The organism is Pectobacterium polaris, assembly GCF_002307355.1.
In the GTDB taxonomy this organism is placed as follows: domain Bacteria; phylum Pseudomonadota; class Gammaproteobacteria; order Enterobacterales; family Enterobacteriaceae; genus Pectobacterium; species Pectobacterium polare.
In genome coordinates this window covers 3,801,930-3,823,370 of sequence record NZ_CP017481.1, presented here as the reverse complement: position 1 = coordinate 3,823,370, position 21,441 = coordinate 3,801,930, and the positions used below count along the sequence as shown (strand labels likewise).

Annotated in this window: 17 protein-coding genes; 11 read left to right on the top strand and 6 right to left on the bottom strand. The window is 52.3% G+C overall.

Features of this window, described 5'->3' with window-relative positions; all coding sequences use genetic code 11:
• Nucleotides 1-83 precede the first annotated feature (83 nt).
• The 6 genes from BJJ97_RS17130 (at nucleotide 84) to BJJ97_RS17105 (ending at nucleotide 9,305) form a co-directional block, all read left to right on the top strand.
• A complete protein-coding gene (locus BJJ97_RS17130) occupies nucleotides 84-1,481 on the top strand; it encodes a YcjX family GTP-binding protein (protein WP_095994740.1) in 1,398 nt (465 codons plus the stop codon).
• Complete coding sequence (locus tag BJJ97_RS17125; protein ID WP_039480920.1) at nucleotides 1,478-2,521, top strand: YcjF family protein; 1,044 nt, start codon at nucleotides 1,478-1,480, stop codon at nucleotides 2,519-2,521. The genes BJJ97_RS17130 and BJJ97_RS17125 overlap by 4 nt, the downstream gene beginning before the upstream one ends.
• 159 nt (nucleotides 2,522-2,680) lie before the next feature.
• Nucleotides 2,681-4,225, top strand: coding sequence for a M20/M25/M40 family metallo-hydrolase (locus BJJ97_RS17120; protein WP_095994739.1), 1,545 nt, complete (start codon nucleotides 2,681-2,683; stop codon nucleotides 4,223-4,225).
• A gap of 136 nt (nucleotides 4,226-4,361) precedes the next feature.
• Nucleotides 4,362-5,930 (top strand): transcriptional regulator TyrR, encoded by a 1,569-nt coding sequence (gene tyrR / locus BJJ97_RS17115; protein ID WP_095994738.1) that lies wholly within the window; start codon nucleotides 4,362-4,364, stop codon nucleotides 5,928-5,930.
• Nucleotides 5,931-5,982: 52 nt separating this feature from the next.
• Nucleotides 5,983-8,100, top strand: a complete 2,118-nt coding sequence (locus BJJ97_RS17110) for a RecQ family ATP-dependent DNA helicase (RefSeq protein WP_095994737.1) — start codon at nucleotides 5,983-5,985, stop codon at nucleotides 8,098-8,100.
• Nucleotides 8,097-9,305 carry a DNA-processing protein DprA gene (locus tag BJJ97_RS17105; RefSeq protein WP_095994736.1) on the top strand — a complete coding sequence of 403 codons (1,209 nt, stop codon included), beginning with the start codon at nucleotides 8,097-8,099 and terminating at the stop codon, nucleotides 9,303-9,305. The genes BJJ97_RS17110 and BJJ97_RS17105 overlap by 4 nt, the downstream gene beginning before the upstream one ends.
• 67 nt (nucleotides 9,306-9,372) lie before the next feature.
• Here the strand turns inward: BJJ97_RS17105 and tpx are convergent, their stop codons facing one another.
• Together tpx and mpaA are read right to left on the bottom strand one after the other, a co-directional pair.
• On the bottom strand, nucleotides 9,373-9,876 hold the full coding sequence (gene tpx, locus BJJ97_RS17100) for a thiol peroxidase (protein WP_010276796.1): 504 nt from the start codon (nucleotides 9,874-9,876) through the stop codon (nucleotides 9,373-9,375).
• 79 nt (nucleotides 9,877-9,955) lie between these two features.
• Entirely contained in the window at nucleotides 9,956-10,675 is a 720-nt protein-coding gene (gene mpaA, locus BJJ97_RS17095; protein WP_095994735.1) for a murein tripeptide amidase MpaA, read from the bottom strand.
• 165 nt (nucleotides 10,676-10,840) lie between these two features.
• Here mpaA and BJJ97_RS17090 point away from each other — a divergent pair, with 165 nt between their 5' ends.
• The 3 genes from BJJ97_RS17090 to BJJ97_RS22165 all read left to right on the top strand — a co-directional run bounded on the left by BJJ97_RS17090 (nucleotide 10,841) and on the right by BJJ97_RS22165 (nucleotide 14,161).
• Nucleotides 10,841-12,457 (top strand): peptide ABC transporter substrate-binding protein, encoded by a 1,617-nt coding sequence (locus tag BJJ97_RS17090; RefSeq protein WP_095994734.1) that lies wholly within the window; start codon nucleotides 10,841-10,843, stop codon nucleotides 12,455-12,457.
• 121 nt (nucleotides 12,458-12,578) lie between these two features.
• Complete coding sequence (gene zntB, locus BJJ97_RS17085; RefSeq protein ID WP_095994733.1) at nucleotides 12,579-13,562, top strand: zinc transporter ZntB; 984 nt, start codon at nucleotides 12,579-12,581, stop codon at nucleotides 13,560-13,562.
• A gap of 422 nt (nucleotides 13,563-13,984) precedes the next feature.
• The gene (locus tag BJJ97_RS22165; protein ID WP_167385205.1) at nucleotides 13,985-14,161 is read left to right on the top strand and encodes a hypothetical protein; all 177 of its coding nucleotides are present in this window, start codon (nucleotides 13,985-13,987) and stop codon (nucleotides 14,159-14,161) included.
• A 121-nt stretch (nucleotides 14,162-14,282) separates the two neighbouring features.
• Here BJJ97_RS22165 and ttcA read toward each other — a convergent pair whose 3' ends face one another.
• Entirely contained in the window at nucleotides 14,283-15,218 is a 936-nt protein-coding gene (gene ttcA, locus BJJ97_RS17080; protein ID WP_095699655.1) for a tRNA 2-thiocytidine(32) synthetase TtcA, read from the bottom strand.
• Between the two features lie 305 nt (nucleotides 15,219-15,523).
• Between ttcA and BJJ97_RS17075 the strand changes: the two genes are divergently transcribed.
• Complete coding sequence (locus BJJ97_RS17075) at nucleotides 15,524-15,781, top strand: immunity protein (protein ID WP_095994732.1); 258 nt, start codon at nucleotides 15,524-15,526, stop codon at nucleotides 15,779-15,781.
• A 407-nt stretch (nucleotides 15,782-16,188) separates the two neighbouring features.
• A complete protein-coding gene (locus BJJ97_RS17070) occupies nucleotides 16,189-16,479 on the top strand; it encodes a putative hemolysin (protein WP_095995392.1) in 291 nt (96 codons plus the stop codon).
• A 33-nt stretch (nucleotides 16,480-16,512) separates the two neighbouring features.
• On the opposite strand, the gene BJJ97_RS17065 is transcribed toward BJJ97_RS17070, so the two are convergent.
• The 3 genes from BJJ97_RS17065 to BJJ97_RS17055 form a co-directional block, all read right to left on the bottom strand.
• Entirely contained in the window at nucleotides 16,513-17,505 is a 993-nt protein-coding gene (locus BJJ97_RS17065; RefSeq protein ID WP_095994731.1) for a 2-hydroxyacid dehydrogenase, read from the bottom strand.
• A 119-nt stretch (nucleotides 17,506-17,624) separates the two neighbouring features.
• A complete protein-coding gene (locus BJJ97_RS17060; RefSeq protein ID WP_095994730.1) occupies nucleotides 17,625-19,178 on the bottom strand; it encodes a methyl-accepting chemotaxis protein in 1,554 nt (517 codons plus the stop codon).
• Between the two features lie 367 nt (nucleotides 19,179-19,545).
• On the bottom strand, nucleotides 19,546-21,099 hold the full coding sequence (locus tag BJJ97_RS17055; RefSeq protein ID WP_095994729.1) for a methyl-accepting chemotaxis protein: 1,554 nt from the start codon (nucleotides 21,097-21,099) through the stop codon (nucleotides 19,546-19,548).
• Between the last annotated feature and the right edge of the window lie 342 nt (nucleotides 21,100-21,441).

Here is a 21,441-nt window from a genome sequence, read left to right as displayed (position 1 = left end):
CTCTCTCAGCGATATATGGTTCTCAACGACATACAGTTCTCAACTACATATATCTCCCAACCAAAGGAGTGATGGTTCATTCGATGAGTCGACTACAGAACGAAATTAACTCTCTGGTCAATCGCGGCGTAGATCGCCACCTGCGGATTGCCGTCACTGGGTTGAGCCGCAGTGGCAAAACCGCGTTTATCACCGCGTTCGTTAATCAATTATTGAACACCCACAGCGGTGCCCATTTGCCGATGTTTTCCCCTGTGCGCGAAGAGCGTCTGCTGGGGGTGAAGCGTGTGCCGCAGCGCGATTTGGGCGTGCCGCGCTTCGCCTATGATGAAGGCATGGCCGCGCTGTATGGTTCCCCGCCGGCTTGGCCGACGCCGACGCGCGGCGTGAGTGAGATTCGTCTGGCGCTGCGCTATCGTTCCAAGGATTCGCTGCTGCGTCATTTCAAAGACACCTCGACGCTCTATCTGGAAATTGTCGATTACCCCGGCGAATGGCTGCTGGATCTGCCGCTGCTGGAGCAGACCTATTTGAGCTGGTCACAGCAGATGAGCGGCTTGCTGCAAGGGGGGCGCACCGAGTGGGCCAAACCCTGGCTGGCGCTGTGTGAGAAAGTCGACCCACTGGCCCCGGCGGATGAAAATCAGCTTGCCGAAGTGGCGCAGGCTTACACTGACTATCTGCACCGCTGCAAGCAGGAAGGGCTGCACTTTATTCAACCGGGTCGATTTGTGCTGCCGGGCGATCTGGCGGGCGCACCGGTGCTGCAATTCTTCCCTTGGCCGCAGGTGAATCAGATCGGTGAAGCCAAACTGGCGCAGGCGGATGAGAAAACCAACATCGGCATGCTGCGCAAGCGTTTTGACTATTACTGTCAGTCGGTCGTCAAAGGATTTTATAAGGATCACTTCGTACGCTTCGACCGGCAGATTGTTCTGGTCGATTGCCTGCAACCGCTCAATAGCGGAATTCATGCGTTTAACGATATGCGGCTGGCGCTGACCCAACTGATGCAAAGTTTTCATTACGGGAAGCGCACGCTGTTCCGGCGTTTGTTCTCGCCTTGCATCGACAAGCTGATGTTTGCGGCGAGTAAAGCGGATCACATTACCGCCGACCAGCACGCCAATCTGGTGTCGTTGCTTCAGCAACTGGTGCAGGAAGCGTGGCAGAACGCGGCGTTTGAAGGCATCGATATGCGCTGTGAAGGCATTGCGTCGATCCAGTCAACGCAGAGCGGGGTGGTCGATCATCAGGGCCAGAAAATTCCGGCGCTGAAAGGGCATCGGCTCAGCGACGGTCAGCCGCTGACGGTCTACCCCGGTGAAGTGCCCGCGCGTTTACCGGGTGCGGCATTCTGGCAAACGCAGGGCTTCCATTTCGATCAATTTCGTCCGCGAGAAATGACGGTAGACACGCCGTTGCCGCATATCCGGTTGGATACGGTCATGGACTTTCTGTTAAAGGATAAATTGCGATGAGCGAACCACTGAAACCTCGCGTCACGTTCGATGACGTTTCACCGCAAGAGCCACAGCCGCAGCTGCGTGCCGGGTTGGCGTTTGACGAGCAGAGCGGCACGCCGTTTTCCCCGATCAGCCGCGAAGAAGAAGTACCGGAAGAAGGCGCGGCGGAAGAGGCGATCAGCGCGGCGCTGCGACCAAAGCGGAGCCTGTGGCGGCGTATGGTGATGGCAGGAATCGGGCTGTTTGGTGTTAGCGCGCTGGCGCAGGGCGTGCAGTCGCTGCATACCGCCTGGGTACAGCAGGACTGGATCGCACTGGGCGGCATTACCGCAGGCAGCCTGATTGTAGCAGCGGGCGTCGGCTCGCTGGCCGTCGAGTGGCGGCGGCTCTATCGCTTGCGGGAACGTGCGGAAGAGCGCGACGTGGCCCGCGATCTGTTACATAGCCACGGCGTGGGGCGCGGGCGCGAATTCTGTGAAAAGCTGGCGCGACAGGCGGGGCTGGATAGTGGCCATCCGGCGATACAGCGTTGGCAGGCTTCGCTGCATGAAACCCACAACGACCGCGAAGTGCTGGAGCTTTATGCGCGTCTGGTTCAGCCTGTACTGGACACGCAGGCGCGGCGTGAAATTAGCCGCTCGGCGGCGGAATCCACCTTGATGATCGCCGTCAGCCCGCTGGCGCTGGTGGATATGGCATTTATCGCCTGGCGCAACCTGCGGTTGATTAACCGTATTGCCGCGCTGTACGGCATCGAACTTGGCTATTTCAGCCGCATTCGCCTGTTTCGGCTGGTGCTGGTCAATATCGCGTTTGCCGGCGCATCGGAGCTGGTGCGGGAAATTGGCATGGACTGGATGTCGCAGGATCTTGCCGCGCGGCTATCAACTCGCGCTGCACAGGGCATTGGAGCAGGGTTGCTGACCGCGCGCTTGGGTATCAAAGCGATGGAACTGTGCCGCCCGCTGCCGTGGCTGGATGACAAACCGCGCCTCGGTGATTTCCGCCGCGAACTGATTAGTCAGGTGAAAGAAACGCTGCAAAAAGGGCGTTAGGGCCGAAGACGATGGTGCAGGCAGTGTGCCATCGTCGTTTTATCGTTGCTTAATGGGGAAATGCGGCACAAGCCGCGTGCTACTTCGGCAGACAGTACCGTTGTTACAGAATCGTGTGTAGGATAAAAACTCCTCATTTCTGTATAACAGGACGTTTTTATGATTCCCGGTAAAAAATTGACGCTGGCGGCCCTGTCGCTGTCGGCAGCCATTCTCTGCTTACCTGCCAGCGCACAGCTGGTACTGGCACCCGCCGATGCTGAACGTTACGCGCAACACAGCTTCCCTGAATATCTCGAATTACTCATGTTGCCAAATGATGCCGCTGTGCCTGCGGATATCCAGCGCAATGCCGACTGGCTGGAAAAGGCTTTTCAGAAGCGCGGTTTCACCACGAAAAAGCTTGCAAATGGTGATAAGCCGCTTGTTTATGCTGAGCTGGGCACGCCAAAAGCCGATCGTAAAACCATCTTGTTCTACATGCATTTTGACGGACAGCCTGTGAATCCGGCCGAATGGCAAACGCCGCCGTGGCAGCCCGTGCTGAAAGAAAAAGACGCTGCGGGCAAATGGCAGACGCTGCCTGAGTCACGTCTTCTGAAAGGGGATATCAATCCAGAATGGCGCCTCTTTGCCCGAGCATCGGCCGATGATAAAGGGCCGATCGTGATGTTTCTCGCCGCTATGGACGCAATGAAAGATAAAGGCGTTGAACCTGCGGTCAATATCAAAGTGCTGCTGGATTCCGAAGAGGAAAAAGGCTCGCCCGGCCTGACGACGGTGATGGCCGACAATCTGACGCTACTGAAAAGTGACGGCATGGTGATTTATGACGGCGCAATGCCATCCAGCAATCACCCTGGCATCAACTTTGGCAATCGTGGGTCAATCCAGATCGATATGACGGTTTTCGGTGCGAACGCGGCGGCGCACAGCGGCGGTTATGGCAATGTCATTCCCAATCCGGTGCAAAATCTGGCTACGCTGTTGGCCAGCATGAAAGATGCAGACGGTAAGGTCACGATCCCCGGTTACTATGACCGAGTCACGCTTAGCGAGAGCGATAAAAAACAAGTCGCAGAGACCGCGCCACCCGCTGGCGCGCTGGAGAAACGCTTTGGTGTTGCTCAGTTAGAGAAGGTTGCCAGCAATGCGGCAGAGGCGGTGCAATATCCTTCGCTGGATATTCTCGGCATTAAAGCGGGCGACACGGGCAAAAAAGCCTCGAACGCCATTCCGTCAACCGCGACGGCCAGCGTGAATATTCGCACCGTGCCCGAGACGCCGCCGGATGATATGTATGCGCTGTTACGCCAGTATATCGCCAGCAAAGGCTTTCATATCATTGCCGGTGAAACGCCTACGCAGGCCGAACGCGAGCAGTATCCGCATCTGATTTCCCTTAGCCTGACGGCCTATCCGAGCAGCGCCTATGCGGCCAGAACTGAGATCGATTCCCCACTGGGGCACTGGGCAGTGGCGACTACAACCGCACCACGCGGCATCGCACCGGAGAAGAATCGTATGATGGGCGGGACGCTGCCGATGAGCGGCGCGGTCAGCGTATTGAAAGTGCCTTACGTCATCGTTCCTCTGGTGAATGCCGATAATAATCAGCATAGTTTTGATGAGAATTTACGCCTCGGTAACTATCTGGAAGGCATTCGAACCATTGTGGCGATGGCAACGACACCGCTGTCTTAACCCCGTTTCGTCATTGACGTGGAAAAAACGTACAGATGTGTCAACTTTTGCTGCCACCTTACTTCATCCTGTGCAAACGAAAGGGTATTATCAGTAGCAATAGCCATGTCGTGTCTCTTGAAGAAGGTAGCCGTTGATGCATCTGGAAGTGATTTGTGAAGACCGCATTGGTATGGTCCGTGAACTGTTAGATCTACTTGCGTCACGCAATATTGATTTACGCGGCATTGAAATTGCGTCTATTGGTCGTATCTACCTCAACTTTGCCACCCTCGATTTTGATGATTTCCGTCTGCTGATGACGGAAATCCGCCGTATTGAAAGCGTCAGCGATGTGCGTACTGTGGCGTTCATGCCGTCTGAGCGCGAGCATCGGGCGTTGAATGCGCTGCTGGAATCGATGCCTGAACCGGTATTTTCGCTGGATATGAAAGGAAAGCTGGAGCTGTTTAACCCCGCCGCGCTGGCGCTGTTTGAACAATCGTCAGAGACCATCAGCGAATTGACGATTGGCAGCATGATCCCCGGTTTCAATTTCGCCAGTTGGCTGGAAAAGAACAGCGCTGTCGTCGCAGAGCGTGTGGTGATTCGCGGCCAGGATTTCTTGCTGGAAATGACGCCGGTCCGTCTGGAAGATGATGCCGGTAAAGTGGCAACGGCGGGCGCATTGGTGATGCTGAAATCGGCCGCTCGCATGGGCCGCCAGTTGCAGAATCTCGCCGTGAATGATGAAAATGAGTTCGATCACATCGTGGCCGTTAGCCCGAAAATGCGTCAGGTGGTTGAGCAGGCGCGCAAATTAGCGATGCTGGACGCGCCGTTGCTGATCGTGGGCGACACGGGGACGGGCAAAGATATGCTGGCGCGCGCCTGCCACCTGCGCGGGCCGCGCGGCAAGAACCCGTTCCTGGCGCTGAACTGCGCGGCGTTACCCGATGACGTGATGGAGAGCGAGCTATTCGGCCATGCGCCCGGCGCGTATCTCAATGCGCAGGAAGGCAAGAAAGGCTTCTTCGAACAGGCGAACGGTGGTTCGGTTCTGCTGGATGAAGTCGGTGAAATGTCGGCGCAGATGCAGACTAAACTGCTGCGTTTCCTGAATGATGGGACATTCCGTCGCGTCGGTGAAGATCACGAAGTCCATGTGGACGTGCGGGTGATTTGCGCGACCAAGAAAAACCTGTTGGAGCTGGTGCAGCGCGGCGAGTTCCGGGAGGATCTTTATTATCGTCTCAATGTGCTCTCGCTGATGTTACCGCCGTTGCGCGAGCGTCCGGCGGATATTATGCCGCTGGCAGAGCTTTTCGTGGCGCGTTTTGCCGATGAACAGGGGATTCCACGGCCTAAACTGGCCGCAGATGTGGAGCATTTCCTGCCGCAGTACGGCTGGCCGGGTAACGTTCGGCAGTTACGAAATACCATTTATCGCGCACTAACGCAGTTGGAAGGTAACGAACTGCATATGCAGGATATCGATCTCCCAGCGTTTTCGATTGATGCGCCGCAAGATGAAACCCTGCTTGATGGCTCGCTGGATGACATCAACAAACGCTTCGAGCGTTCCGTGCTGACCCGCCTTTATCAATCTTATCCAAGTACACGCAAACTGGCGAAACGGTTAGGCGTATCGCACACGGCGATAGCCAACAAACTGCGGGAATATGGACTCAGCCAACGCAAACCGGCGGGGGACGACGAGGAATAATCGCGGCGATGGGTATGTATGCTGCGGGACTTGATTAATCAACGGAGTGATTATGGATCAAGAACAGGCTCGACAACTGCTACAGACTGCACTCGCTGACCCCGCCGCACAGTTTCGTGACGGGCAGTGGGAAGCGATTGACGCGCTGGTTAACCGCCAGCAGAAATTACTGGTAGTACAGCGAACTGGCTGGGGAAAGAGTTCGGTCTATTTCATCAGTACGAAAATTTTCCGCGATCGTGGCATGGGGCCCACTATTATTGTGTCGCCTCTGTTGGCGCTGATGCGCAACCAGATAGATTCTGCTGGGCGATTAGGCATTGTGGCGGAAACGCTGAACTCGACCAATAGAGATGATTGGAATAGCGTTGCGCAACGTATCATCAGCAATCAGGTTGATTGTTTATTGATTTCACCTGAGCGTCTGGCGAATGATTCATTTGTTGACACGGTATTGCAGCCCATTGCCGACCGTATTGCCCTGATGGTGATTGACGAAGCACACTGCATTTCGGATTGGGGACATGATTTCCGGCCAGACTATCGGCGCATTGTGAATATTCTTCGTCAATTGCCCGCTAATACCCCCGTGCTGGGTACGACGGCCACCGCCAATAATCGCGTGGTTGAGGATATTCAGGCTCAACTAGGTAACATTCGCATTCAGCGTGGCTCACTCATTCGTGAAAGCCTGTCGTTACAGACGATGAGATTACCTGACCAATCATCGCGTCTGGCATGGCTGGTACAGGCGATTCCAACCCTACAAGGGACAGGAATTGTTTATGTGCTGACGCAGCGCGATGCGGAGATGGTTTCTCGCTGGCTCAATCAGTCGGGTATCGTCGCGCGGGCTTATTACAGCGGTGTAACGCATGACGATTTTATGACGTCGGCAGGGAAAACTGATTCAGATGGATATCGGCAACACCTTGAATCATTGTTGCTTAATAATCAGATTAAGGTGCTCGTGGCGACGACGGCGCTCGGCATGGGATACGATAAACCCGATCTGGGTTTTGTGATTCATTATCAGATGCCGGGATCGATTGTTGCGTATTACCAGCAGGTGGGGCGCGCCGGACGCGGTATCGAGCGAGCTGTCGGTATCCTGATGTCTGGTGTTGAAGATAGAGAGATTCACGAATTTTTCAGGGGATCGGCTTTTCCTGCGGAGACGCAAGTGACTGAAATTATGCAGGCGCTTGCAAATGCGGATGGCCTGACATTGCGAGAAATTGAAGAACAAACCAACCTGCGTTATGGGCAGATCGAGAAAGTTTTGAAATTTCTCAGCGTCGATAGCCCGGCACCCGTGATAAAAATTGACCAGAAGTGGCGTAGGACGCCTATCCCTTATGCGATGGATCGTGCCCGTATTGCTCATCTTACCGGGCAACGAGAACGGGAATGGCAGGAGATGCAGGCATATCTGGCGGCGACGAGTTGCAAGATGACATTTTTGCGCCACGCACTGGATGACCGAGATACGACGCCGTGTGGTCAGTGTACTTCCTGCCTTGGACGTTCTGTGGTCGCTATTTCGCTTAATGCTGAGCTTATTCATCGCGCAGGAACATTTCTCAAACAGGCTGAAGCTATCATTCGGCCAAATATACAGGTCGCCGCTAATGCTTTTATTGAGTACGGTTTTCGCGGGAATTTAGCGCAGAATTTGCGTGCTCAAGAAGGACGTGTCTTGTCCCGCTGGGGTGATGCGGGATGGGGAAGGAGAGTGGCAGATAATAAATATGCAGGCCGTTTTAGTGACGAATTGGTTACAGCGATGGCGGAGATGATTCAACAACGCTGGCAGCCCGAACCCGGACCTGAATGGGTCTGCTGTGTGCCTTCACTTAATCATCCTGTATTGGTACCTGACTTTGCTCGGCGTCTGGCAGAACGGTTGAACCTACCGTTTGTGGATGCTATTCATAAAATACGTGACAACCAGCCACAGAAAGGTCAACAAAACCGCTTCCACCAGTGCCGTAATCTGGACGGTGCGTTTGCTGTCATCCCCTCGATACCAGAAGGTGCGGTGTTGTTGATTGATGATATTGTTGATTCTGGCTGGACGTTGGCGGTGATTGCTGCCTTATTACAACAAGCGGGTAGTGGCTGTGTTTATCCGGCCGCGCTCGCGTCTGCTTCGGTGAGTGATGCATGAATTTATCCCCCACGGCACAAGCGACACTGCTTTTGACCTGTTATTTCAGCAAGGCAAGTGTTGACGACCTCAAGCCACTCACCAATACGGAGTGGGGGCGCTTTGCATTGTGGTTGAAAGAAAAATCACTGAGCCCTGCGGATCTCCTTATGCCGGACCCTACCGCGCAGCTCAGCGGTTGGCATGATTCACGCGTGAGCGTTGCCCGGATTGTTCAACTGCTGGGCCGAGGACATAGTCTGGCTCTGGCAATTGAAAAGTGGCAAAGGGCGGGATTATGGGTCGTTACGCGTTCAGATTATGATTATCCGAAACGTTTAAAGCAGCGGCTGAAAAGTGATTCTCCCCCCGTATTATTCGGCTGTGGTAACCGTACGCTATTAAATACCAGTGGGCTGGCGGTGGTCGGTTCGCGTAATGCTAATGCTATGGATTTATCGTTTACACATCAGGTTGGTATACAGGCCGCTGCTGACGATATTGCCATCGTTTCTGGTGGGGCCAGAGGCGTGGATGAAACCGCGATGCTGGGTGCCATGAGTCAGGGGGGCGTTGTCATCGGCGTGATGGCCGATAGTTTGCTTAAGGCGAGTACGAGTACGAAATGGCGTAAAGGATTGATGGAAGGGCGGGCGGTATTAGTGTCTCCTTTCCACCCTGAAGCAGGTTTCAGTACAGGCAATGCGATGGCGAGGAATAAATACATTTATTGCCTTGCTGAAAGTGCCTTGGTCGTTCACTCAGGTAAAAATGGGGGGACGTTCAGCGGCGCGCAGGAAAACCTGAAGAAAGGCTGGGTGCCGCTGTGGGTAAAGCCAACAGACGAAGAGTCTGCGGGCAACGCAGATCTGGTTATTGCAGGGGGGCGCTGGTGTGATATGGACTGGCGATCTTTGAGTGTTGCCGGATTACTCGAGCAGGTTAACTCTGTATCGACGTCCGTTGCCCTGGGGAGGCAAGGTAGCCTAGTTTTACGCGAGGAGCCGCAAACAGCACTGTCGGATCAGCCCATTGATTTTTACACGTTGTTTTTACAGGAACTCAGTCGGCTGGCGGTAGAAGCGGTAAGCCTGGATGAACTCATCAGTCTCACTGCGCTACACAAATCGCAGCTTACTGTCTGGTTACAGCGGGCTGTTGATGAAGGCGTTATTAGCAAACAGGATCGGCCGATTCGTTATCAATGGATTGCTAACCCTTCTTGATCCTAAGTCAGAATAACAAAACGGCTGCTTGCGCAGCCGTTTTTCATGTAATTCAGCGTAGCTTAGCTTATTTCAGAACAGCCAGTGCTGCGTCGTAGTCTGGTTCAGTGGTGATTTCGTTCACCAGTTCGCTGTGCAGCACGTTGTCGTTCTCATCCAGTACGACAACCGCGCGAGCGGTCAGACCTTTCAGCGCGCCATCGGCGATAGCAACGCCATAGCTTTCTTTGAACTCACCGCCACGCAGGGTAGACAGCACAACAACGTTGTTCAGACCTTCCGCGCCGCAAAAGCGGGACTGCGCGAACGGCAGATCGGAAGAAATACACAGAACAACGGTGTTATCCAGTTCAGAACCCAGTTGGTTGAATTTGCGCACGGACGCGGCACAAACACCGGTATCGATGCTTGGGAAAATGTTCAGGATTTTTCGCTTGCCAGCATAGTTGCTCAGCGGGGTATCAGACAGATCTTTAGCCACCAGAGTAAATGCTGGGGCTTTGCTTCCTTTGGCTGGGAATGACCCTGCTACTGGCACAGGATTGCCTTGAAAATGTACGTTCTGTGACATGTTTGCGTCCTTAATTACAGGTGATTAACACGCTGCTCAGTTTAGGGCAACATTAGCAACATTGGTATAAAAATTACGATTAAAATTGCTGGCTTAGCAACGCCACCATCGCTTTTAGGTAGCATTCGCTGGCGGCATCAGCCGAGATTGGCGGAAGCTCAGCGGTAATGCAATGAAGCGAACGATCGGCGCACCAACTTCCGAAAGAGCCAGGCGTGTCGTAACCGATACTCGATACTAACGGCAGTTCGCACCGCTGCGCCAACCATTGACCCAGTTCGGAACGATGTGGATCTTCAATACAGGCGAGTGGCTCATGAAAAGAGACAACCCAGTGAGGATTAAGTTTCTCAATCAGCGTGCAAAGGGCTTTTGTTTCCGGCTCTGAACCTGCCGTTTCGCCCGTGGATAGCTCGACATCGCGTTCATCTGCGGCGCTATTCCAGCGATAGACCGTCTTCCCCGGCTGCCAGTTACTGGCCGGAAAATTGCGATTGAGATCGACACCGTTGGCGTTGGCGCGCAGCCCCAACTGACAGCCATCCGGGTTCACTGCAAGAATCACATGATGGCGACGCTGGCCTGAAAAGAGGGTACGCAGCGCGCAGGACAGCGCCACGACTGCTGCGGTTTCATCGCCGTGTGTACCGGCAATAATCAGCCCGCTCTCTGAAGGGGCTAATTCGGCTGGGAAATACAGCAGCGGCGCGCCCAGCAGCGATTTCCCATACGGTTCGCCCAGCGACGGTAGATTGCCTCGTTGCCGGCGTGCCTGAAGAGGAATGATCGGGTTTTCCATGTTATCGCCCTGTGGTTACCTATGCGTTTCATCATAAAAAAATCGGCCCGGAGACGCAAACGGCGATGCAAGCTGACAAATTGCGGGGGTATCGCTGGATGATAGCGCTAATTTCTGACTATTATATTCTTCAATCAATTCATTACGCTTTCAGGTCAAATCATCATGCACTATGGATATTCTGCATTTTATGCCGCGTTGATGGCGGCCATGACGGGCAATGCCGTTGCGGCGCAGGTTCCGGCGGGAACGGTTCTGGCTGAGAAACAAGAAATCGTTCGCCACATTAAAGATGAACCGGCTTCCCTCGATCCGATAAAAGCGGTGGGGTTGCCGGAAGCTCAGGTGGCACGCGATCTGTTTGAAGGGCTGGTCAATCAGGACGCGCAGGGGAACCTGGTCCCGGGCGTAGCGCTGCGCTGGCAGACGACCGATAACCGCACGTTTATCTTTACCCTGCGTGATAATGCCCGCTGGTCTAACGGTGAACCCGTTACGGCGAATGATTTTGTCTACAGCTGGCGTCGTCTGGTCACCCCTGAAAACAGCTCGCCGTTCGCCTGGTTTGCCCGACTGGCGGGGATTCAAAACGCCGAACAGATTCTCGCGGGCAAGTTGCCCGTCGATCAGCTTGGCGTGACGGCCGTCAATGATCACACGCTGAAAGTGCAGCTCAGCAAGCCCGTGCCTTATTTTGTCAGCCTGACGGCGAATTTCAGCCTGTTTCCGGTGCATCAGGCTACGATAGAAAAATTCGGGAACGACTGGACGAAGCCAGGCAATCTGATTGGCAATGGCGCGTTTAAGCTGGATCAGCGCGTTGTTAATGAGAAGCTGGTGCTCACGCAGAATCCATATTATTGGGATAACGCTAACACGCGCCTGACAAAGGTGACCTTTGTTCCGATCAATCAGGAATCGAATGCGACGAAGCGCTATCTGTCCGGCGATATCGATATCACCGAGTCGTTTCCTAAAAACCTGTACCAGAAGCTGCTGAAAGACTTGCCCGGCCAGGTTTATACGCCGGATCAGCTTGGCACCTATTATTACGCGTTTAACACGCAGCGTGCGCCGACCAATGACGTACGAGTGCGAAAAGCGCTGTCTTACGCCATCGATCGTAAAGTTATTGCGGAAAAAGTATTGGGCACGGGGGAAAAACCGGCCTGGCACTTTACGCCGGACGTCACCGCGGGCTTCAAACCGACGGAAAGTCTGTTGCAGCAGTATTCTCAGGATGAGCTGGATGCGCAGGCAAAAGCGCTGATGGCAGCAGCAGGCTACGGCCCCAATAATCCGCTGAAATTATCGCTGCTGTATAACACGTCAGAAAGCCACCAGAAGATCGCGATTGCCGTGGCCTCCATGTGGAAGAAAACGCTGGGGGTAGACGTGCGTTTATCCAATCAAGAGTGGCAAACCTATATCGACAGCCGTAATAGCGGTAATTTTGACGTCGTGCGGGCCTCCTGGGTCGGTGACTACAACGAACCGTCGACATTCCTCTCACTGCTTGCCTCGCACCACAGCGGGAATATCGCGCGCTTTAAAAACGCGAATTACGATCGTGTTCTAGATGAAGCGGGTAATCAGACTAACCCGCAGGCACTGAATGCGGACTACAACCGGGCAGAGCAGATCTTGGTGGATGAAGCACCGATTGCGCCGATCTATCAATATACCAACGGACGCTTGATCAAACCGTGGGTGAAGGGCTACCCGATTACTAACCCTGAAGACGTGGCGTACAGCCACATGCTTTACATCGAAAAGCATTAAGTACTGTATTAATACATCGAATGATGTGGCGATAAAGCCGGAGCGATCGTGATGGTCGCTCCGGCTGGCAGAGAGCAACGCTGATAGCAAAAAGTGATAGCAAAACCGTTGGAGGCAAGACGTGGAATCCTTGGCAGGAAAAGAGTTGCAACACAGCGGTGCGGTTCATGCGTATCAGTTGGATGGAAAGGGGGGCGTGACCCCGATTGGCGAGCAGGATGTGGTTAACAGCGAGAAACCCTGCTGGCTACACCTGGATTCTACCTTGCCTGCCAGCGTGCGCTGGTTGAATAAAACGACGCTGGTGCCGGATAGCGTACGCAATGCACTGGCGGGGGAAAGCGCCCGCCCCAGAGTCACGCGCTTAGGGGAAGGTACGTTGATCACGCTGCGCAGCATTAACCTGAATGCCAATGCGCGACCGGATCAGCTTGTGGCCGTTCGGGTGTTTATTACCGATAAACTGATTATTTCCACTCGACGCCGTAAAGTTCTGGCTATCGACGAGATTCTTACCGATCTGAAGGAAGGCAATGGCCCGACGGACAGCGGAAGCTGGCTGGTTTCCATTGCGGAATCGTTGACCGATCATACCAGCGAATTTATTGATGATTTGCATGAGAAAATCATCGATCTGGAAGAGGATTTGCTGGAGCAAAAGATTCCACCGCGCGGCGAGCTGGCGCTGATTCGCAAACAGCTTATCGTGTTACGCCGCTATATGACGCCACAGCGCGATGTCTTCTCGCGTATTTCCGGCGAGAAACTGCCCTGGATGCAGGATGACGATCGCCGCAGAATGCAGGAAATTGCCGATCGATTAGGGCGCGGGCTGGAGGATCTGGACGCCAGTATTGCGCGCACCACGGTACTGTCGGATGAAATTACTGCGTTGATGACTGAAGCGATGAACCGCCGTACCTATACGATGTCGCTTTTGGCGATGGTTTTCCTGCCGACGACGTTCTTAACCGGCTTATTTGGCGTCAACTTAGGGGGAATTCCCGGCGGTGATGCGCCGTTTGGTTTTTTCACGTTCTGCCTGATGTTGGTGATATTGGTGGGCGGCGTTGCATGGTGGTTAAAACGCAGTAAATGGCTATAACGACTTGCGGCGAGCGGGTGCGCAGATAATCACAAACTGTCGCGAACGGCTAAAAAACCACGCGTAAATTGAGCAATATCAACATTTTTTACCCTGTTGTGCGGCACTATCATTCCCGCAGGTGAATGCAACGTCAAGCGATGGGCGTTGCGCTCCATATTGTCTTACTTCCTTTTTTGAATTACTGCATAGCACAATTGATTCACACCATGCCGACAGTTTTGTCGGCATTTTTTTATCCCTCGATCCTGACCTTTTCCGTCATCCCGCAGACGACGTTATAAAATGCCTTTGGCATTTTATTCATTAGCTTACTATGCTTAAAGGGAACCGCTGGTGCTATTTGACCAGCCGTAACGCATGTCTGTACTGCTTCAGTAGCTGGATTTGCCTCAACATTATCCAACACCGAGGAGGAAAATATGCTCACTCAAGACGCAACGGATTATCTGCAAGCTGACACGGTTCCGGTTGAACCGATTCCCATTATACCGAACGATCCGATACCTCGTCCGCTCCCCGATCCACCGCCCATTCCTGATCCGCCGCCGACAGGGCCGGAACACGAACCTGTCACTGAACCACCGCAAGACCGATAGCGGCGCGCTACGCGGCAGAAAATGGCAATAAAAAACACGGTGGTGAAACAGCAACCGCTGCTTCTTGCCACCGTGTCTCTATTCTTTATGGTAATGCCATTCCCTCACAGGAATATCGCGCTTATTTTATTTCCAGCACGTCAAGGCGTGTCATTGACGGCGCGTCGTCATCGTCTTCCGGCTGCCAGCCAACGGGCTGCAACGGCAGTTCTTCACGATCAAAAGCGAGATCGCCACCATCTACCACGTCGCTACCGTGACGAATGCCTTTAAAATCGAACAGCGCATGATCGGCAAGATGAGAAGGCACAACATTCTGCATGGCGCTGAACATGGTCTCAATACGGCCGGGGTGACGCTTGTCCCAATCGCGCAGCATATCTTTAATCACCTGACGTTGCAGATTTGGCTGCGAACCGCACAGGTTGCACGGAATAATCGGGTATTGGCGAGCTTCAGCAAAGCGTTCGATATCTTTTTCACGGCAGTAGGCAAGAGGGCGGATGACGATATGCTTACCGTCGTCGCTCATCAGTTTCGGCGGCATGCCTTTCAGTTTTCCGCCGTAGAACATGTTCAGGAATAGCGTTTGCAGAATATCGTCACGGTGGTGACCAAGGGCAATTTTTGTTGCGCCAAGCTCCGTCGCGGTACGATACAAAATGCCGCGGCGCAGGCGTGAACACAGTGAACAGGTGGTTTTTCCTTCTGGAATTTTGTCTTTCACAATCCCGTAGGTATTTTCTTCGACGATCTTGTATTCCACGCCGATGCTATCAAGGTACTGCGGCAGAACGTGCTCCGGGAACCCCGGCTGCTTCTGATCCAGATTCACCGCAACCAGAGAAAAATTAATCGGCGCGCTCTGTTGCAGATTGCGCAGAATTTCCAGCATGGTGAAGCTATCTTTCCCGCCGGACAGGCACACCATGATGCGGTCGCCTTCTTCAATCATATTGAAATCAGCGATAGCTTCGCCGACGTTACGCCGCAGGCGCTTTTGCAATTTGTTCAAATTGTATTGTTGTTTCTGGTTAGTTTGTTGATTTTCTGACATTTTTATCTGTGCTCGTTGCAAAAGGCGTTGCGGATGGAAAACGGTTCAGCGCAGACGCCAATACGGTCTGCACGATCATGGCGTGTATGGTACGGATTACGGCGACGAATGCCAGATCGTTTTACAGCGGTGTTCCAGAATTACCCTGTGGGTGAGGGGGGCGTTGCTGCTTTTTGTTCGTCTTAGAGGGAAATTATCCCACTACATAGCGATGGTTTGATGCTTCGGCTGTGGAAAACTGAGAGGGTTTACTTCACTCATCTCACGGTTAAGGCTGGGTTTTACGATCTAGTTAGGAGGGAAAAATGGCTAATATGATAGAAGTTATCCAAAATGAAACATTGGAAGATGTTCTTACGATTTTCGCATTAACATCGGATTATAAGCAATTGGATAGACTTTATACTTATACTAATTTCGACGTTATATCTAGCGGCGAACTTTCCGCCAAATACAATGAGCTTTTCCACAAGGGCATTCTTGAAGACAAGAATGGCACAGTCGTAAAAGGACCTAATTGGGTGGCTCCAAAGTTTGTGACTGATAAAAAATACGGTTTCTAATCGAAGGTCTGTTACTTTCGCTCTTAATTAATACTCGCTGAATTCTCGAAAACACCGGAATATGCCTTAAAAAGCTGCTCCGGTTTTTTATACCATAAAATCAGTATCGGCCACCTTCGGTGGTTTTTTTGTGAAAATAAGCGTGTTGTGTGACTACAGAGTCTAAAAGCAAACATCTGGGAGGTCACCAGAAATGAATAAAGCGCGGGATTTTATTCGTGGTGCCGATTCTTTGTCGCCTCTCTTATGATGTGGATGTCAGATGAGTAACTTGCGGTTTACCACACTATGGCGGTTGCCGAAGTGCGGTGTGGTAGATATAGTCTTTGTCTGAAAAGTCTATTCGATGGGTGTTGATGCCAAACGTGGTGTCAGAACCTTCGCTCTACTCGATCCGAGGCCAAAACATGAAATTATTGCCATGGCTATGTACTGCCGCTGCGCTTCTGCTGGCGGGATGCAGTAATCATAGTGAGAATGCTGCCGCTACCCAGCAAAACGTCACGCAAAATGATGACACAAGCACCGTGGTGTTGCTGAAAAGCAGTTCGCCGGTTGACGTCAACTGTACGCTGATTGGTGGGACGATGGCGATTTCCCGGCAGCTTGATGGTGCGAGCGTGGGAGCCTGTCAGTTAGCCAACGGTAAGCGTTGTAGTGAACAATCGCTGATGAATGGAAGTTGTCCGGCAGGGTGAGTGTTGCGGCAGTCTGCACTGCCGCAGGAAAACTTAAGATGCAACCAGATTTGCGCAAGGTGCGTTCTGGCTGATGTCTTTCAAGTTCTGTAGCGTGGTTTGGGAAATGCTGATCAGCGCCTCTTCTGTCAGGAACGCCTGATGTCCGGTAAACAGTACGTTGTGGCACGCGGATAAGCGGCGGAAAATATCGTCCTGAATCACATCGTTGGATTTATCGGCAAAGAAGAGATCTCGCTCGTTTTCATAAACGTCCATACCCAGCGCGCCAATTTTCTGCTGCTTCAACGCGTCGATAGCGGCCTGTGAGTCGATCAGTCCACCACGGCTGGTATTGACGATCATCACGCCGTTTTTCATTTGTGCAAAGGCCGCCTGATTCAGCAGATGATGATTCTCCGGCGTCAGCGGACAGTGCAGGGAGATGACGTCCGCGTTGGCGTACAGCGTTTTGAGATCGACGTACTCCGCCCCTAATTCCAAGGCCTGCGGGTTCGGGTAGGGATCGAAAGCCAGCAGTCGCATGCCAAAGCCTTTCAGGATGCGCATCGTGGCGATACCGATTTTTCCGGTGCCGATAATGCCCGCTGTCCGGTTGTGCATATTGAAGCCAATCAGCCCTTCCAGAGAGAAGTTCGCGTCGCGAGTACGCTGATAGGCGCGGTGAATGCGGCGGTTAAGCGTCAGCATCAGGCCGACGGCGTGTTCGGCGACAGCTTCAGGGGAATACGCGGGAACGCGCACCACACGAATACCCAGTTCCTTAGCGGCTTCCAAATCGACATTGTTAAAGCCCGCACAGCGTAGCGCTAGCGTTTTAATGCCCAACGCAGCCAGTTCGGTCAATACCTCGCGGCTACCGTCATCGTTCACAAAGATGCAGACGGCTTGACAGCCCGCGGCGGTTTTCGCGGTGCGCGATGTCAGCATGAAATCGAAAAACTCCAGCTCATAGCCAAACTGCTGATTGACCTGCTCCAGATATTTACGGTCATACTGCTTAGTGCTGTAAATTGCCAGTTTCATTGATAGTTTCTCCGAAAAATCCTTAGGTTAAGCTATCAGAAAATCGGGCGGTGACAAACCGTTACCTGACTGACAGTAACGGTTTGAAATTGAGAGGCAATAATAGCGTAAGACCGATTTTAGCGAGACGTACTGAAAACCGACACGGCTTCGGACATCGTGGAGATCTGCTGTTCCAGGCTGTTAATAGCAGAACTGGAATGTGTCGCCAAAATGGTATTCTGTCGCGTCAATTCATCAATGTTGTTCACCGCCGAGTTAATCTGCCCCAGCCCTTGCGATTGCTCTTGTGTCGCTAGGCTGATTTGATTCACAAGCTGCGTCACCTGCTGCACCTGAGTCAATATGTTGTGCATCGACTGGCTGGTGTGGCTGACCAATTTATCGCTGGTGTGAATGTTCGCGATTGTGGTGTCGATAATTGCCGCGATGTCTTTGGCGGCAGCGGCGCTACGCTGTGCCAGAATGCGGACTTCCCCCGCAACTACGGCGAAACTTTTGCCTTGTTCTCCGGCGTGAGCGGCTTCTACTGCCGCATTGAGCGCCAGAATGTTGGTCTGGAACGCCAGATTATCCAGCACGCTGATGATGTCGGTGATCTCTTTGCTGGAACGGGTCATGACCGCCATGGTGTCCGTGACCTGGTTAACCGCTTTCTCACCCGCATCGACGGCCTGATTGGCATCGTTCGCACAGCGTGTCGCCAGCTGAGAGGCTGAGGCGTTGCTTTGGATCGTCGCTGTCAGTTCTTCCATTGATGACGCGGTAGATTGCAAACTTTGCGCGGTATCTTCACAGCGCTGGCTTAGCGTGTAATTCCCGGAAGCAATTTCGCCGCAGGCGTGGCGCAGCTCGGCCAGCTTGCCGTTGACATCATCGACAAACGTGCGGAAATTCATGCCGGATTGATTGACGGCGCGTAATAACATGCCAACTTCATCCACGCGATTAAGTTGAAACGAGTTATCTGCCTGCCCGGATGCGGAATTAATGGCCTGGCGTAGAATCTTTTCCAGTGGTTTTGCCAAGTGCTGGACTAATAATTCACTGGTTATTACCGCGCCAGCGAGTAGCGCCAAAACAAAAATTAATAGCGGTGTGGTGAGTGGAAGAGTAGCCAGTAAGAAAAGTAGTGCGAATAGCATGAAAAGGAATACGTAGCTTCTTATCCGCCAACGTACGGGAATAACGTTAAATAAGCTAAGAAGTTTTAGCGGCCCTTTATAAATCAGCAATCCCTGAAAGAGTCGGCGGTTCTTTAATTTATTCTCATTCATTTGATGGTAAAGCGCTTCAGTTTGCCGAATTTCTTCCTGTGAAACTCGGGTTCGTACCGACATATATCCTGTTATTTTTCCTTCTTTCATTAGCGGTGTCGTACTGGCTTTTACCCAGTAATAATCGCCATTCTTGCGGCGGTTTTTTACGACGGCCGTCCAGATTTTACCTGCCTTCAGCGTCGCCCACATGTCGGCAAACGCCTGCGGGGGCATGTCTGGGTGGCGCACGATATTGTGAGGTTGGTGGAGGATTTCCTCAAAGTCGTAACCACTGGCATCAATAAAATCGTCATTGGCATAAGTGATATGGCTATCGGTGGTGGTAACCGACATCAGTTTGGCTTTTTCATCTAATAAATACTGAATATCACTGACCGGAAAATTCTTACGCATTTATTGATCCTTTTAGTATAAGCAAGCATAAACGTAATTTTTTTAGATCCATTAACTAACGGAAAGCGATGGGTGCTATTTAATTAACGGCAATCTTCACGAAATACTTAGCGAGTAGACTTATATATTCTTACTAGTTTCGCCCGTTATTTTTTCTTTAGGAAATCGTTATTTTTGTTTAGAAAAATCGTTGCCTAACCCAACTCGCTACCAGAGCACGCGCCGATGACCAAAAGCATTCATTTGTTAAGTATATTATGACTCTGCGAATTTGCACTGTGGCCAACGCATGTTAAAGAAAGGGAAAAATGATGAAGAAGCAGGGCGACGGACGCCCTGATGTGAGCGCCCGTGAAGATGAGATTAGCTAGCGAGAAAGGCTGAAGACAGAGGCGGCCTGCACCATGCTTGATATCTGCTGTTGCAGGTGATCGGTGGCCGAATGCGACTGACTGGCTAACGCGGTATTCTGATGCGTGAGTTCATCGATGCGGTTTACCGCTTCATTAATTTGATCTAGCCCCTGAGATTGTTCCTGCGTTGCGAGGCTGATCTCATTCATCAAATTGGTGACGTGTTGAACCTGCAACAGAATATTGCTCATCGATTTATGCGTGTGCGAAACCTGCTGTTCACCAGTACGAATACTATTCAGCGTTTCGTCAATGATGGTCGAGATATCGCTGGAAGAAGAGGCGCTACGCTGTGCCAACGAACGCACTTCACTGGCGACCACCGCAAAGCTCTTACCCTGTTCTCCAGCATGAGCGGCTTCAACAGCGGCGTTCACGGCCAGAATATTGGTCTGGAACGCGAGATTATCCATCACGCTGACGATATCCGTAATCCGTTCGCTGGAACGGGTGATCGTCTCCATCGTATCGGAGACCTGGCTGACAGCCTGCTCACCAGAGTTCACCGCCTGATTCACATCCTGCGTATAGAGTGAGGCCTGAAGCGAAGCTTCCGCATTACTTTTTATTGTTGCAGTCAGCTGTTCCACGGAGGCGGCAGTTTGTTGCAGGCTTTCTTCCGTTTCCTCGCAACACTGTGCCAACGTATGGTTACCTTGCGCGATCTCATTACAGGCGTTTTTCAGCTCGCTCAGATTGGTGTTCACATCGTCCACGAAGGTACGGAAATTCATACCGGACTGATTTACCGCGCGCATTAACATGCCAATTTCATCCACGCGATTAAGCTGCGTCAGGTTGTCTGCCTGTCCGGCGGCGGAACGCATAGCCTGAGCCAGAATTTGCTCGATAGGACGGGCAACATGATGTACCAGAAGCTCACCACTGGCAAAACAGCAGGCGATCAGCAGCGGGAAGAGTACGGAAGCCAATGCGGTTCCCGCCAGCAGGGAATAGGCGGCGATGAGCGGAAGCAGGCTAAAGAGCAGAAAATAGCTGCGGATGCGCCAGCGTAGCGGCATGGTTTTAAAAAGACTCAGGATGCGCAATGGCCCAGTATAAATAAGCAGGCCATGATGGAAGGTGCGATATTTCAGTTTACCTTCGTTTGCACTGGCATAGAGCGCCTCGGCTTGACGAATTTCTTCGGGTGAGGCAACGGTCCGCACAGACATATAACCAGCAATTTCACCGCCTTTTCTCAGCGGCGTGGTGCTGGATTTTACCCAGTAATGGTCGCCATTTTTGCACCGATTTTTCACAATTCCCGTCCAGATATTGCCTGCGCGCAGCGTTTTCCACATATCCGCGAAGGCGGCTGGTGGCATATCCGGGTGTCGGATAAGATTATGGGGCTGCCCCATCAGCTCATCAGTGGTATAGCCACTGACATCAATAAAATCTTTGTTCGCGTAGGTAATATGACTTTCTGGCGTGGTGACAGACATGAGTCTGGTTTTTTCAGAAAGAGGGAGTTGGCGGTCGGTTACAGGGGTGTTATTACGCATAAAGCAGTCCTTGATATGCTGTGTCCGAATACTGATTTAACATGAGGCATACCCACGACAATGAATCAGCGGATAGCGGTAATGGTTCAGGTTGCTCATTGCTTTTTTAAGGCGATGCGGGCAGAAGGAGATAATCCTGATATCCACCCGTAAACGCTTTGTTCATGATGAGATAACGTGATTCATTACAAAATATAACCTCACTTAAACATTTTACCACGAAAGGGTAATGAGTAAGTACGCACAATAGTGGTAAATGTGAGTTGGATAGGATTGTTTGTTAACAAAAAGAGCGATTTGTGAATGAATAATCGGCAGAGTCATACAGGACGAATTTTACCG

What these genes read in the sequence shown, in the direction of transcription:
- BJJ97_RS17125 (WP_039480920.1), top strand. Translation starts at nt 1,478, where the DNA reads ATGAGCGAACCACTGAAACCTCGCGTCACGTTCGATGACGTTTCACCG.
- BJJ97_RS17065 (WP_095994731.1), bottom strand. Translation starts at nt 17,505, where the DNA reads ATGAAACTGGCAATTTACAGCACTAAGCAGTATGACCGTAAATATCTG.
- mpaA (WP_095994735.1), bottom strand. Translation starts at nt 10,675, where the DNA reads ATGGAAAACCCGATCATTCCTCTTCAGGCACGCCGGCAACGAGGCAAT.
- BJJ97_RS17055 (WP_095994729.1), bottom strand. Translation starts at nt 21,099, where the DNA reads ATGCGTAATAACACCCCTGTAACCGACCGCCAACTCCCTCTTTCTGAA.
- ttcA (WP_095699655.1), bottom strand. Translation starts at nt 15,218, where the DNA reads ATGTCAGAAAATCAACAAACTAACCAGAAACAACAATACAATTTGAAC.
- tyrR (WP_095994738.1), top strand. Translation starts at nt 4,362, where the DNA reads ATGCATCTGGAAGTGATTTGTGAAGACCGCATTGGTATGGTCCGTGAA.
- tpx (WP_010276796.1), bottom strand. Translation starts at nt 9,876, where the DNA reads ATGTCACAGAACGTACATTTTCAAGGCAATCCTGTGCCAGTAGCAGGG.
- BJJ97_RS22165 (WP_167385205.1), top strand. Translation starts at nt 13,985, where the DNA reads ATGCTCACTCAAGACGCAACGGATTATCTGCAAGCTGACACGGTTCCG.
- BJJ97_RS17130 (WP_095994740.1), top strand. Translation starts at nt 84, where the DNA reads ATGAGTCGACTACAGAACGAAATTAACTCTCTGGTCAATCGCGGCGTA.
- BJJ97_RS17120 (WP_095994739.1), top strand. Translation starts at nt 2,681, where the DNA reads ATGATTCCCGGTAAAAAATTGACGCTGGCGGCCCTGTCGCTGTCGGCA.
- BJJ97_RS17070 (WP_095995392.1), top strand. Translation starts at nt 16,189, where the DNA reads ATGAAATTATTGCCATGGCTATGTACTGCCGCTGCGCTTCTGCTGGCG.
- BJJ97_RS17060 (WP_095994730.1), bottom strand. Translation starts at nt 19,178, where the DNA reads ATGCGTAAGAATTTTCCGGTCAGTGATATTCAGTATTTATTAGATGAA.
- BJJ97_RS17090 (WP_095994734.1), top strand. Translation starts at nt 10,841, where the DNA reads ATGCACTATGGATATTCTGCATTTTATGCCGCGTTGATGGCGGCCATG.
- BJJ97_RS17105 (WP_095994736.1), top strand. Translation starts at nt 8,097, where the DNA reads ATGAATTTATCCCCCACGGCACAAGCGACACTGCTTTTGACCTGTTAT.
- BJJ97_RS17075 (WP_095994732.1), top strand. Translation starts at nt 15,524, where the DNA reads ATGGCTAATATGATAGAAGTTATCCAAAATGAAACATTGGAAGATGTT.
- BJJ97_RS17110 (WP_095994737.1), top strand. Translation starts at nt 5,983, where the DNA reads ATGGATCAAGAACAGGCTCGACAACTGCTACAGACTGCACTCGCTGAC.